The organism is Leucobacter sp. 7(1) (genome assembly GCF_900163635.1).
GTDB lineage: Bacteria > Actinomycetota > Actinomycetes > Actinomycetales > Microbacteriaceae > Leucobacter.
In genome coordinates this window covers 83544-95152 of the sequence record NZ_FUID01000026.1, presented here as the reverse complement: position 1 = coordinate 95152, position 11609 = coordinate 83544, and the positions used below count along the sequence as shown (strand labels likewise).

The 11609-nt window shown below is 67.8% G+C and carries 10 protein-coding genes; 7 read left to right on the top strand and 3 right to left on the bottom strand.

All coding sequences use genetic code 11. The annotated features are described in order from the left end of the window. Positions 1-273: 273 nt before the first annotated feature. Positions 274-1887 carry a deoxyguanosinetriphosphate triphosphohydrolase family protein gene (locus FM113_RS05860; protein ID WP_087012676.1) on the bottom strand — a complete coding sequence of 538 codons (1614 nt, stop codon included), beginning with the start codon at positions 1885-1887 and terminating at the stop codon, positions 274-276. 99 nt (positions 1888-1986) lie between these two features. Between FM113_RS05860 and FM113_RS05855 the strand changes: the two genes are divergently transcribed. Together FM113_RS05855 and FM113_RS05850 are read left to right on the top strand one after the other, a co-directional pair. Beyond that, positions 1987-2556, top strand: coding sequence for a hypothetical protein (locus tag FM113_RS05855; protein ID WP_087012461.1), 570 nt, complete (start codon positions 1987-1989; stop codon positions 2554-2556). A 106-nt stretch (positions 2557-2662) separates the two neighbouring features. Then, positions 2663-3382, top strand: coding sequence for a YceI family protein (locus FM113_RS05850; RefSeq protein WP_087012459.1), 720 nt, complete (start codon positions 2663-2665; stop codon positions 3380-3382). Between the two features lie 155 nt (positions 3383-3537). Here the strand turns inward: FM113_RS05850 and FM113_RS05845 are convergent, their stop codons facing one another. Further along, the gene (locus FM113_RS05845) at positions 3538-4734 is read right to left on the bottom strand and encodes a RimK family alpha-L-glutamate ligase (protein WP_087012458.1); all 1197 of its coding nucleotides are present in this window, start codon (positions 4732-4734) and stop codon (positions 3538-3540) included. A 24-nt stretch (positions 4735-4758) separates the two neighbouring features. On the opposite strand from FM113_RS05845, the gene FM113_RS05840 reads away from it, so the two are divergent. The 3 genes from FM113_RS05840 to FM113_RS05830 all read left to right on the top strand — a co-directional run bounded on the left by FM113_RS05840 (position 4759) and on the right by FM113_RS05830 (position 7079). Continuing rightward, positions 4759-5256 carry an ATP-dependent zinc protease gene (locus tag FM113_RS05840; protein WP_087012456.1) on the top strand — a complete coding sequence of 166 codons (498 nt, stop codon included), beginning with the start codon at positions 4759-4761 and terminating at the stop codon, positions 5254-5256. A gap of 42 nt (positions 5257-5298) precedes the next feature. Further along, entirely contained in the window at positions 5299-6393 is a 1095-nt protein-coding gene (locus FM113_RS05835) for an N-formylglutamate amidohydrolase (RefSeq protein WP_087012454.1), read from the top strand. Between the two features lie 68 nt (positions 6394-6461). Continuing rightward, positions 6462-7079, top strand: coding sequence for a GNAT family N-acetyltransferase (locus FM113_RS05830; protein ID WP_087012452.1), 618 nt, complete (start codon positions 6462-6464; stop codon positions 7077-7079). Positions 7080-7152: 73 nt separating this feature from the next. Here FM113_RS05830 and FM113_RS05825 read toward each other — a convergent pair whose 3' ends face one another. Further along, positions 7153-8496, bottom strand: a complete 1344-nt coding sequence (locus tag FM113_RS05825) for an anaerobic C4-dicarboxylate transporter (RefSeq protein ID WP_087012450.1) — start codon at positions 8494-8496, stop codon at positions 7153-7155. Positions 8497-8637: 141 nt separating this feature from the next. Between FM113_RS05825 and FM113_RS05820 the strand changes: the two genes are divergently transcribed. Next, positions 8638-10311 carry a SulP family inorganic anion transporter gene (locus tag FM113_RS05820; protein ID WP_087012448.1) on the top strand — a complete coding sequence of 558 codons (1674 nt, stop codon included), beginning with the start codon at positions 8638-8640 and terminating at the stop codon, positions 10309-10311. Continuing rightward, positions 10308-11561 carry a heparan-alpha-glucosaminide N-acetyltransferase domain-containing protein gene (locus FM113_RS05815; RefSeq protein WP_087012446.1) on the top strand — a complete coding sequence of 418 codons (1254 nt, stop codon included), beginning with the start codon at positions 10308-10310 and terminating at the stop codon, positions 11559-11561. The genes FM113_RS05820 and FM113_RS05815 overlap by 4 nt, the downstream gene beginning before the upstream one ends. Positions 11562-11609 lie beyond the last annotated feature (48 nt).

The following is an 11609-nucleotide window of genomic DNA, read 5'->3' as shown; positions in this document are numbered from 1 at the left end:
TGCGAGTCGAGTTCGTTCTGACGCGCACGAGTGCAGGTGCGTCGGATAACCCCGAATCCGTCCCCACGGATCCGGCGCGACGCGCCCTGTCACGAGTGCCGTTCTCGCTCACGCAAGCACAGCAACTCCGGTGTTTCCACCTGCTTCACACGCTAACAGCGGATGTGCGCTCACGGCGGGCGGAAGCGAAAACCCTACCCCGATGACCGCGGAACCCTACCCCGCCGCCGCCCGGCTGTTCAGGCGCCCCGTGCGGGGGCAAGTCTGCGGATGCTACCGCCCCATCAGATCCCGATGGGTCGTGATCGCCTGCTGGTCGCTCAGCGCGGCCACGTAGTCGAGGATCGCGCGCGCCCGACCCTGGCGTCGCAGCGCCGCATCGTCGGCAGCACCGATCACGAGTTCGGGCCGGTCGCGGCGCAACGCGAAGGTGGCGGCGGTGGCCTCATCGACCCACTCGAGCAGTCGGCGCGGGGCGCGGCCCGCATCGACGTCGTCGGTAAGCCAGGCTTCAAAACCGAGCGCGAGATCGGCCACGATTCGCGCCTGTCCGCGTTGCGTCTGGCCGAGTTCAGGTCGCTCAAGCACGAAGTGGGCGTGCACAAACTTGAGGACCATCACCTCGTGCCAGGCGCGCTGATCGAGCCGCACGTGTCCGCTGCGGACGTGCGGCCGCTCCTCGACAACGATCGAGGTCCGGAGGTGGTCGATCCAGCGGCGGGTAAAGCCCGACACTGCGCGCTCACTATCGATCCCGCCGTCGTAGGGCGTGGCGAGGAGCGACTCGGCAACCTCCTCCGCGACTCGCGCCACCGCTGCGCGGAACGCGGCGCGATCCGCGATCCACGCGTCTTTCAGTTGGATCCGCCGCCAGAGCAGCTCAAGCGAGTGCCCCGGGGCCCGCCAGCTGGCCTCGAGAACCGGCCACTCGAGCACCGCGAAGGTGTCTGCCCCAGCGAGCCAGGCCCGCAGTTCCCCGGCGACCGCCGATTGCTGCAGGACCCCCGCACGGGCGAAGTCGTCGAGATCGTGTACGGCATACGCGATGTCGTCGGCGAGGTCCATCACCGCGCACTCCACAGTCTGCGCGCCCGGCGCGATACCGGGGAAGGCGGCGAGCGCCGTTTCCATCTCGGCGATGTCGAGGGCGTAGGCGGAAAACTTCTCGGCACCGTCGCGCATGTCTGCGCCCACCCCGCGCGGCCGCTCGGCCACGGGCTGCTCATCCGTGGAGACGCCGATCCAGGCGGCGCGCGTCCACGGATACTTCAGGGTGGCCGCGCGCGTCGCGGCGGTGAGATTCAGGCCCGGGAAGTCACGGCCGAGTGTGTCGAGCTGGGTCAGGATCCGGAAGCTCTGCGCGTTCCCTTCGAAGCCCTCGGCGAGGCCGAGCTGCTCGCGCGCCACCCGGTCGAGCACCCGCTCCCCCAGGTGGCCGAAAGGCGGATGGCCGAGATCGTGGGCGTGCGCCGCGGATTGCGCGACGACGGTGTCGCAGCCGCCCAGCCGGGTCACGATCGCCCCCACTGCGTCATCGGTGTCGCTCTCCCCACGAGTGAAAGCGCTGTGTGCAGCCACCTGCCCGGCAAGCTGTGCCGCGATCACGCGGGCGACCGCGCTGACCTTCAGCGAGTGCGTGAGGCGGTTGTGCATCACCGGCCCCACCCCGGACTGCGGGACGACCTGGGTGACGTCGGAGAGCCGGGCGAAGTATGAAGAGAAGCGAATGCGCTCCAGGTCGATCCGGAACTCCTGCGCGGCGGGGATGTGTGCTGCGGGCACGTCCGCGTCGTCGGTGCCGGCGGATCGGTGCTGCGAGGATTCATGTTCGACGTGCCGCCTGTGCAGACGAGATTCGCTCAGTGTTCCCGGGGCGCTCGCGTTCATGCCCCCATTCAAGCAGCCCACGCCCAGCTCGGTCGCCTCCGGGCAGCGCATGTCGCACGTCCTCGGTACACTAAGCGCACACCCGTGCAGGAGGATCTTGTGAGCGAAGCAGCACCGACTGGAAACCTGACCCGCGGCGAGCGCGTGCCCGCGATCGAACGTGCGACCGGCCGGAGCTGGGACGACTGGCTCGGCATCTTCGAGGCGGCGCAGGCGCGCACACTGAGCCACCCGGAGATCGCGCGTGTGGCGCGCACACACGTCCCCGAGGATCTCCAAAACCCGGACTGGTGGGCGCAGGGCATCGCGATCGCCTTCGAGCAGCACGTGGGACTGCGTGTGCCCGGTCAGTCGTCCACGGGAGATTTCCGTGTCAGCGCGAGTCGCACCCTGCCGCTGGATCGGGACGCCGCCATTGAGGCGTGGGTGACCGCGCATGGCGATCGGCCCGAGCACTTGGGCCACGAACCGGGGGTCCCGCGCCCGTCCCGCACGGAGAAGCGCACGTTCTGGCGGTTTTCGCTGGAGGGCGCCGGCAAGGTGGAGGTGGCCGCAACGTCGAAGGATCCGGATCGCGCGGTGCTGACTGTCAGTCAGGACGGGCTCGCGGATGGCGAGCAGATCGAAGCGTGGCGCGCGCACTGGAAGGGACTGCTCGCGGCACTGTAGTCATCTTTTTCCCGCGCGCACAGGGTTTTCCCGAGTTCCGTGGAGCCGCCTCATTGGCGCAACTGCGAGAGTGGAACTCATACGCAGCAGGCGGGGAGGCAGTACGGTGAAGAAATCGCAGAAGGTTCTGGTGGGTGCGGGGGTGAGCGTCCTGGTGCTTGCCGCGGGTGCCGCGGTGGCGGGACCTATTATCTACCGCGAGTTTCTGACGCCGCCGGCTGCAGAGGCCCCCGCGCTCAGCGGAAGCGAGCAGATCATGGGCGAGGGTTCGAACGAACCGCTCGACCCCGCCGCACTCGCGGGAACCTGGGAGGTGGCGGCGGAATCCGAGGCCGGGTATCGGGTCGACGAGGTGCTGAGCGGCACCGACGTCACCGTCACCGGACGTACTCCCGAGGTTGCGGGGACGTTCCAGATCAGCGCCGACGGGCTCACGCTCGAAGCGGCGAGCCTCACCGTTGATGTTGCCTCGATCAGTACCGACAGTGACCAGCGCGACGCATACTTCCGAGATCAGGCGCTTCGCACCGCCGAGCATCCGGAGGCCACGTTTGTGCTCTCCGAGCCTGTCACGCTCGAGAGCGTTCCCGCCGCGGGAGAAACCGTGCGGACAAGCGCCGTTGGAGAACTCACGCTCGCTGGCGTGCCCCAGACCGTGACGGCTGAGGTGCAGCTGCGCAGCGATGGATCCAGCGCCGAGATCGTCGGTTCGATCCCCGTCACCTTTGCCGATTACGGGGTCACCGCCCCGAGTCTCGGCTTCGTCACCGTCGAGCCAGAGGGCCTCGTCGAGTTCCAGCTCGTCGCGGAGCGCGACGGGGCGTAGGGGCCCAGTCTGGCCCGCCCCGAACCCGCCTACCCGGTGTGCCCGCCCAACCTGAGGCATTTTCTCCTGTCGTAGTCGTTTTCGCGGGAAAAACGGTCGGGCAGCAGAAAATGCGTCGGTTTTGGCGCACGAGTCCCGCGGGGGCGGGAGCCGCGCTATCCCTCGGCGAGGTCCTTTGCCTCCTGCGGGAGCTTGCGCACCCGGGCACGGCGCCGGCGGCGTTCGGGAATCATCGAGCGCATCTCCTCGAGCTTGCCAAAGCAGAGCAGCCGGTCCTCGGCCTCCAGCACCACGTGCTTGCGCGGGTTCGGGATCACCTGGACACCCCTGTGCAGCGTCAGCACGGTGATGTCACGGTCCCACAACCCCAGGTCGCCCAACTGTTTGCCCAGGTGCTCAGAGCCCGCGTGCATCGAGATCTCGGCCACGCCGTACCCCGTGGATACGCTGAGTCGCTGCCGAACGTCGATCTCGGGGAAGTTCACCTGGTTGGCGATGTAGTCGATGATCGCGCCGGCGACGTCAAGCCCGGTCGCGGCCTCGATCCCCTGCAACCCCGGCGATGAGTTCACCTCCATCACCAGCGGACCATTCTCGCCCTCGAGCATGTCGACGCCGGCGACGCGAAGGCCCATGATCTGTGCGGCCCGCACGGCAATCTGCTCGGACGCGGCGTCGAGCTCCACGGCTTCGACAGTGCCGCCGCGGTGTACGTTCGAGCGGAACTCGTCTCCGCTCGCGATCCGCCGCATCGCCGCCACCACACGGTCACCCACCACAAGTGCGCGGATGTCACGGCCGCGGCTCTCCGCGATAAAGCGTTGGATCAGCACGTTCTGCCGGGTGGAGTGCAGGGTCTCGATGATCGCCTCGGCGACCTTCACCTGCGGGGCCAGGATCACGCCGATCCCCTGGGTTCCCTCGAGCAGCTTGATCACGACGGGCGCTCCGCCGACGCTCTCGATCGCGGCGCGCACATCCGCGCGATTGCGCACAAACGCGGTCGCCGGCATATCGATGCTGTGCCGCGAGAGGATCTGGATTGCGCGCAGCTTGTCGCGTGCGTTTGAGATGCCGTTTGCCGTGTTGGGCGTGTACACGTCCATCTGTTCGAACTGGCGCACCACGGCGGTGCCGAAGTAGGTGATTGAGTTCCCGATCCGAGGCAGGATCGCATCGTAGTCGCTGAGCTGTTTGCCCCGATACAGCAGATCAGGTTGCTCGCCAGCGAGATCAATTCCGAAGCGCAGGGTGTTGAGGACACGCGCCTGGTGCCCACGCTGCTCGCTCGCCGCCATCAGGCGCTGTGTCGAGTACGCCTGGGGGGCGCGCGAAAGGATCGCGAGTTTCACCGTATTTCCTGCCAAGATAGAACCGTGAGCGGACACCACTATTCAAGCACTCTCTGCGGGTGGCGCGAATGGGTATCCCTCCCCAGTATTGAACTGCCGTGGGTCAAAGCCAAGATCGACACGGGAGCGCAGACCTCAGCGCTGCACGCGACGGGGATCACGGAGTTTGAGCGCGACGGCGTGCCGTGGGTGCGGTTCACCGCGCACCCTTGGCAGCTGAGCGACGAGGACGCCGTAGAGGTGGAGCTCCCGGTGCACGATCGACGCACGGTGCGCAGCTCTTCTGGACACGCGCAGGAGCGCCCAGTGGTGCTTGTTGAGGTCGATTTGGTGGGCCGTCGGATCTCCGCAGAGTTCACCCTCACGGACCGCGAAGAGATGCTGTTCCGCATGCTGATCGGGCGCGAGGCCCTGCGCCAGGGCTTCGTTGTCGACGCGGCCGGGTCCTTTCTCGGGGGGAAACCTCCGCGGCCGATCCGCCGCCGCAACCGCGGTCGCAGCGGGCCGGCGAGTACGTCATAGCAGGCTCTGGTCAGCCGCTCACCGGATGGCTAGTCTGATCACATGGGCACCTCACTCGACCTCATTCCCACCGGCACCGTGTTCACTCCCGAACAGATCACGCACTACGCCGACTCGGACACCCGCACGCTGGAGCAGGCCATCGCCGACGCCGACCTGCTTGTCGCGACCCCGCACTCGGGGGCCGCGATCCCCGAGGAAGTCGCCGAGTTCCTCTCCCCCGAGCTCACCCGCCGACTGCAGTACGACTTCAGCGATGTTGCCACCGCGTCAATCGTGCGCCGCTGGGCGGAGATCGATCCCCGCATCGTCGCGGTGATCAACCCGCACCCTCGCCTGATCCGCGATCCTAATCGCCGCAAGCCCGATGATGTGCGCGCCGATCTCGCCGCTGCCATCGAGCGCGTTCGAGCTGCCGGCGCGTGGCAGAAGGTCGACCTCACCGGTGTCGACGCGATCCGCCCCGTCACGTTCTCCTTCTTCCCGATCCTTGAGATCCCCGAAACAGAAGCCGGACTGCAGCGGCTCGTCGACGCGTTCGCGGACACGGCGGAGCAGGGCCTCGGCGTGTACGAGCGCACCCGCGAGGTACTCACCGACATGTTCCTCGAACACGGCCTCACTCACGGCGGCGCGTTCACGCGGCTCTCGTTCCACGACACAATGAACACCACGACCACACGCGACGGCGCGGTCAACGTGGCGCGTGCCGAGGCCGACAGGCTGCCCGATGTTGTCGCCCTCTCGAACCGTGGCGACCACCAGGGCGAAGAACGCGACCCGGCGGACCGGCCCACGATGGACGCTGCTGCGCTCCGAGCACTCGCCGAAGCGCACCGCGAGGGCTTTGAGGTCTCCCACCCGGAGGCCGTGCTCCTGAACCAGCCGTACCTCGGAAGCGAAGAAATCCGCGCGGCGGGGGCCCGGTTCGGGGCGATGCGAGCGGAGGCCGGCACAGCGGGGTTGCGACTCGGGGCCGTGCAGGCGGAATTCCTGCGCGAGTACCTCCTGGGTCCGGACGCAGCCGCCGAGCTGCAGGAACCTGGTACCGACTGGGTGGCAGAGGATCCGGCGCACATCGACGCGATCGCGCACGCGTGCAAGCGCGCCTGGGACGCGTACCGCGACGCTCAGTAGCGGCACCGCCACGCTGCTCCACCCGATCCACCACACGACGATTGGTGCCCAGCGCGCCGAGGAACACAATGACCCCCACCGATTTCACCGTCCGCCCACTGACCGTTGCCGACCTCGATGTGACCGCCCGCGTGCTCGCGGAAGGGTTCTGGCACGATCCAGTGTGGGGGCCCGCGTTCCCGTCGCATCCGGAGCGCATGGCGCACGCACTCGCGCACTGGCGGTTCATGGCGGATCAGGCCGTGCGCTACGGCGAACCTCTCGTGGCGGAATTGCCGGACGGCACCGTCGCAGCGGTCTCCACCTGGTTCCCGCCCGGCCAGGACGAGGTCCACGAGTCCGACGTTCCCGCATACGAGACCATGCTGCGCGGCACGATCGGTGACGCCGCGGCTGAGGCCCTTCTCGCGGAGGGTGAGCTGTTCGCGGCGGCGCGGCCGAGCGAGCCGCACGCATACCTCTCCCTGCTCGCGGTGGCACGCGAGGCGCGCGGCCTCGGGGTCGGCATGCGGCTCGTTCAAGCGGCGCTTGAGCGTACCGATGCTGCGGGTCTCCAGACGTACTTGGAATCTTCGAACCCGGCAAACGATGCGCGCTACGAGCGGCTCGGCTACCGACCAGCGCAGCAGATTCACATCCCGGGCTCGCCGGTCGTGCAGAGCTATCTGCGTCCAGCCGGCGGCTAACTCTTCGACCTCACGAACGACGCCCCCAACGAGCTCTGCTCGTCGGGGGCGTCGTTCGTCGTGCTGCGTGCGCTTAGCCGCCCCAGAGCACCCCGAACAGGGCACCGGCGGCGATCGTGGTGACCGCGAGGATCAGCGTCGGCAGGAAGAAGGAGTGGTCCACGAGCTTCGTGCCGAGCTTCGTGGAGCCCGAGGTATCGAAGTTCGCCGCAGCGATCTGCGAGCCGTTTGTCGGCAGCAGGTAGATGCCGGCAAATGCGCCCGCCCACATGCCGGAGAGCAGCCCAAGCGGGATCCCCGCCGCAAGGCCGATTGGCACGATCGTTCGGGTGGCCGTCGACTGGCTTGTGGTAAGCACACAGACAAGGAAGATACCGAGCGCAAAAATCCACGGAGCGGCCGTCACGAGCCCGCCCACGCCCTCAGCGATCAGCGTCGTATGAGCACCCAGGAAGGTGTCCGTGAGCCAGGCGAGGCCGAAGAGTGCGATGGCCGAGACCATACCGGCCTTAAACACGGTCATCGTCGGGATCTCCGCGACCTTCGGACGGGACACCACGAGGATCAGGGTGCCAACCACGAACATCACGATCTCAATGATCGGAGTCATGGCAACGGGGTCGCCCGCAGCATCGAGCGGGCGCATGCCCTTGAACAGACCAAACGCGACGATCGCGGCGACGCCGAGCAGGAAGATGATGGCGGCGTTGCGGCCGGCCGATGTCACGGAAACCTCTGCGCGCACCTCCGCGGCGTTTGCGGAGGGGGCCGGGATCTTGCCGGAGGCAATGCGCTCCTGAATCTCAGGGTCGTCAGCAATTTCCTTGCCGAGCTTGTTCACGATGATGCCCGAGATGATGATGCCCACGACAGCCGCGGGAATCGTGACCTTCAGAATATCGACGAGTTCGAAGTCCCAAGGGGCGGTGTCCGTGAGCGTCACCATCGCCGCCATTGCCGCTGACACCGGGCTACAGGCAAGGGCCACGCCGGTCGCAACCACTGAGAGCGACAGGGGGCGCGAGGGGCGCACGCCGTTGCGGTATGACAGATCCTGGATCACGGGGAGCAGCGGGTAGAGAATGTTTGACGTGCCGGCACCGACGGCAAACAGGAACGACACAAGCGGGGCAACGAGCGTGATCTGCTTCGGGCTGCGGGCGATCAGCTTTGCCGCGATCGAGACCATCCAGTCGATGCCACCCGCGGACTGCATCATGGAGGACGCGAGCACCACGGCAAGCACAATAAGCAGTGCATCGACGGGCGGTGAACCCGGGACAAGGCCGAACACGAACACGAGGATCGCGACGCCCGCACCGCCCCAGAGGCCGAGACCGACGCCGCTCGAGCGCGTGCCCATGACGATACAGCCGAGCACCACCAACAACTGCGTGATAAAGAGCAACACGTCCATAGGATCCCCCTTGAGTCTTCTGTGTCACAGATTAGCCCGTGGAACGTCTCGCGCACAGCACCAATATGGACGCCGTGTCGCCTTCCTTCTCCCGTGCGGTCAGAGTACGGCAAGATGGGGTGGGAACCAGGGAGGCAAAACATGGCTGCAGTCCTGCGGGGGCTCCGCGCGTTGCTCCCCACCCGAGACGACTACCGCGGTGTGCGCGAAAGCTGGCGGGCGGACCTCGTCGCCGGGCTCACCGTGGGTATCGTGGCGCTACCGCTCGCGCTTGCGTTCGGGGTGAGCTCCGGCGTGGGAGCCGAAGCGGGCCTGGTCACCGCAATCGTCGCGGGGCTTATCGCCGCGGTCTTCGGCGGCTCAAACGTGCAGGTGTCGGGCCCAACTGGCGCGATGGTTGTCGTGCTCGCTCCCATCGTTGTCGTGCACGGCGTCGGCGCGGTCGCCGTGGTGAGCCTGATGGCGGGGCTTCTCGTACTTGCCGCGGGCGTCCTGCGCCTCGGCCGCGCCGTGAGTTACATCCCCTGGCCCGTCATCGAGGGCTTCACCGCGGGGATCGGCATCATCATTTTCCTGCAGCAGGTTCCCGCTGCGCTCGGGGTTTCTGCGGGGGGCCACTCCTCCAACGCCGTGGTTGCAGCCTGGCAGGTTATCACCAAGGCGAGCTGGCCGCAGGCGCTCCTGCCACTCGCTGCCGTGCTCGCCGTCGCAGCGATCATGCTCTTGCTCGGCCGTTTCGCCCCTGCCATCCCCGGCTCCTTCGTCGCGATCCTCGCCGTATCCATCGTTACCGCGCTCGCGGGATCTCCGCTTCCCGTCATCGGCGAGCTCCCCAGCACGCTCCCCGCGCCAGCGCTGCCTGCCTTCGATCCGGCGACGCTGACGGCGCTCGCGGGGCCCGCAGTTGCGGTCGCCGCGCTCGCAGCGATCGAGTCGCTGCTCTCCGCCCGGGTCGCCGCCACGATCGTCGACACCGGCCCGGTCAACGCCGACCGTGAGCTGTTCGGCCAGGGGCTCGCGTCAATCGCCTCGGGTTTCTTCGGCGGGATGCCCGCAACCGGCGCGATCGCCCGGACCGCGGTGAATGTTCGGAGCGGGGCCCGCACCCGGCTCGCGGCGGTCATCCACGCGCTCGCGCTGCTGTTGGTCGTGCTCGTCGCGGCACCCGTGGTCGGCGCGATCCCACTCGCAGCGCTTTCCGGGGTCCTGATGATGACGGCGGCGCGCATGGTCGCGCCAGCGACAATCGGGCGCGTACTGCGCTCGGGCCGATCCAGCGCAGCCATCTTCGCGGTCACCCTCGTTGTCACCGTGGCGTTCGACCTGGTGATCGCGGTGGGCATCGGCCTCGCTGCCGCCGCATTCTTCGCACTGCGCGCGCTGAGCAACATGAGCGATGCTGAGCGGGCCGAGTTGCCCGGCCACCCGGCACCGGGTGATGAGCGGATCGCACTGTTCACGGTGCGCGGCTCACTCTTCTTTGGCGCAGCTGACCGCCTCATCGATCAGATCTCGGAAACCCCGGACATCGAGGTTGTGGTGCTGCGTCTCTCCGACGTGCAGATCATCGATGCGACCGGGGCCAACGCCCTCTCCGAGCTGATCGCCGCACTCGAACGCCGTGGTGCCACCGTACTGCTGAAAGGTGTCCGCCCCGAACACCGCCCCATCCTGGAACAGCTCGGCGTCATCACCGCGCTTCGACACCCCCATCACTTGTTCGATGAGCTCGAACCCGCACTCGCGCACGCCCGCGACCACATCCGCCGCGGCGAGGCCGAGCGTGCGGTTCCGCCTGGAGCACCCACCCCATGACCGCACGTTATCTCGGCATCGACGTCGCCCGGTTTCTCGCCATCGCCGGCATGATGGCGGCGCACCTTGTCACCATCGGGGCGCTGCTCGCCGAACCTGGGTCTTTTGCGGAGTCCGCCGGCGCGCTCACCGACATGCTGACCGAAGGCATCGCCGCCCCCTTATTCGCGGTGCTCGGCGGGGTCAGCGTGGTATTCGCGACTCGCCGGCCGCTCCGGGAAGGGCGCGTGGGTGCAGCGATCGGGGGCACCCTGATCCGCGGCACCCTGCTGATCCTGATCGGCCTATTGCTCGGTCTCATCGAGACTCCTGTCGCGATCGTCCTGGCGTATTACGGCACTGCCATGATCCTTGTGGCCCCGCTCATCGCGGTGCGCGGGTGGATTCTCGGGGTGCTGGCCGGCGCGCTTGGGCTTGTCGGTGGAACCGTGAACGCTGCATTGCGCGAGGCCCTGTCGGATCTCGGGATCAGCGACCCCACAGCATCGGTGACCTTCGAGGACTTCGGGATCGACTGGGGAGGCGCACTCCGGGCGCTCCTCATCACTGGCGAGTATCCGGCCCTGACCTGGACCGTGTACCTCATGCTCGGCATCCTCGTGGGCCGGGCACTCGTTGCGGCCACCGCACGGGGCACGCTTGGCCGAGCGTCGCTCGCGTGTTTCGGGGCCGGCGCGATCGCTGCCGCAGCCGCGCAGTTCCTCTCCTCCGCGGTGATCGCGAACCTCGCCGCGTTCGGCGGACCGTGGCCACCCGGCACCGATCCGGCAGCGATTCGTGAGGTCGTTGCGCACTCTGCGTCGGGGGCACCGCTTGCGCCGGAGCTGTGGGCTCAGCTCATCGCAACACCCCATTCTGGCTCACCCATCGACATCATCCGGACCGCGGGGATCGCGGTCGCCGTGATCGGGCTGCTCGTTCTCGTCTGCGACGTGGCGCGCGGGGACGGACCTGGTCACACACCTGATCGCCCACTGGGTCCCGTGCTCGCGACAGTCCGTGCAGCGGGGGCCGCGCCGCTCACGATCTACGCGCTCCACATCGTGGCGACCGGAGTCATCCTGGAGCCTGCGCTGCAGGATCCCGCGATCTGGGACACCGGATTCCCCTGGTGGGTGGCGGGTGTCGGAGCGTACGCGCTGCAGCTCGCCGGAGCGCTCGTGATCGGGGCAATTCTCGCTGCGACCGGGAAGCGTGGACCACTCGAGGCCGCAGTCTCTGGGGTCGTGCGTCTCGCCGTGCGACCGTAGCTCTCGGCCGCACGCTGCTCTCCCGTGTGACGCCGTTTTACTCCCCGG

Bases quoted from the DNA above. Each gene is read 5' to 3' on its own strand.
- FM113_RS05815 (WP_087012446.1), top strand. From the start codon at position 10,308: ATGACCGCACGTTATCTCGGCATCGACGTCGCCCGGTTTCTCGCCATC.
- FM113_RS05825 (WP_087012450.1), bottom strand. From the start codon at position 8,496: ATGGACGTGTTGCTCTTTATCACGCAGTTGTTGGTGGTGCTCGGCTGT.
- FM113_RS05820 (WP_087012448.1), top strand. From the start codon at position 8,638: ATGGCTGCAGTCCTGCGGGGGCTCCGCGCGTTGCTCCCCACCCGAGAC.
- FM113_RS05860 (WP_087012676.1), bottom strand. From the start codon at position 1,887: ATGAACGCGAGCGCCCCGGGAACACTGAGCGAATCTCGTCTGCACAGG.
- FM113_RS05835 (WP_087012454.1), top strand. From the start codon at position 5,299: ATGGGCACCTCACTCGACCTCATTCCCACCGGCACCGTGTTCACTCCC.
- FM113_RS05830 (WP_087012452.1), top strand. From the start codon at position 6,462: ATGACCCCCACCGATTTCACCGTCCGCCCACTGACCGTTGCCGACCTC.